The sequence below is a fragment of the Methylobacterium sp. J-092 genome (assembly GCF_022829325.1).
GTDB lineage: Bacteria > Pseudomonadota > Alphaproteobacteria > Rhizobiales > Beijerinckiaceae > Methylobacterium.
In genome coordinates this window covers 1-856 of the sequence record NZ_JAKSXU010000059.1, presented here as the reverse complement: position 1 = coordinate 856, position 856 = coordinate 1, and the positions used below count along the sequence as shown (strand labels likewise).

The 856-nt window shown below is 68.5% G+C and carries 1 protein-coding gene; it reads right to left on the bottom strand.

Going from position 1 to position 856, the window contains the following annotated elements:
- Positions 1 to 856: porin (locus MKK60_RS05610; RefSeq protein ID WP_243984224.1), on the bottom strand; the 856-nt coding region annotated here is incomplete at both ends.

Below are 856 nucleotides of genomic sequence, written 5' to 3'. Positions count from 1 at the left end.
CGCCGTTGGCGACGTTGCCGACGTTCAGCTCGTGCACCGCGGCGGTGAGCTGGGCGGAGCCCCAGGCCGCATCGTAGCGCAGGGCGCCGACGAAGTCGGGCATCCGGTTGCGCTCGATGCCATCGACGAAGCTGTAGCGGGTCGGGTTCGCGCCAGTGTAGCCGATGAAGACCGGGATCGGCGAGTTGGTCTGCCCGAACGCGGCGGCGGCCGTGTTGAGCGTCACGTTCGAGGCGTTAGTCGTCGGCGAGAAGATCGGCGTGCGGCGGAAGGTCGGGTCTTCAGCCGAGATCGTCGCCGAGAAGCCGTTGCCCAGCGTCGCGGTGTAGGCCAGCAGGTTGGTCGAGGACACGTCGGAGCCGGCGGTGGCGCCGGCCAGCTCGAAGTCGTGAGCGTAGAAGTCGAAGAACGACGAGGCGCGACCGGCGGTGAAGCCAGCGAACTGGATGAAGGCCTTGTCGGCGTTCACGTACTGCTGCAGCCGGCCGAAGCTGTCGATGCCGAGGCCCGGGTAGGCGTTGCCGATCCGCTGAGTCGTGCCCGAGGTGCCGAGACCGGAATAGCCGGAACCGCTGCCGGCTTCCAGGCGCACGAACGCGCGAAGGGTGCCGTAGGCGGTCTGGGTGCGGGCGTCGAGGTTGATGCGCAGGCGGGTGCGGTAGCCGGTGCTGTCACCGTTGTTCGAGCCGTTCTGGCGCGAGTACGACGGCTGGTAGGCAGCGTCGAAGCGGGCGCGACCCGAAAGGCGGAGGCAGGTGTCGGTGCCGGGAATGTAGAAGAAGCCGGCGCCGTAGGCGGAGCAGACGCGGACGTACTCGATGGGGGCGGCCTTCTTGACGGGCAAATCGGCAGCCTG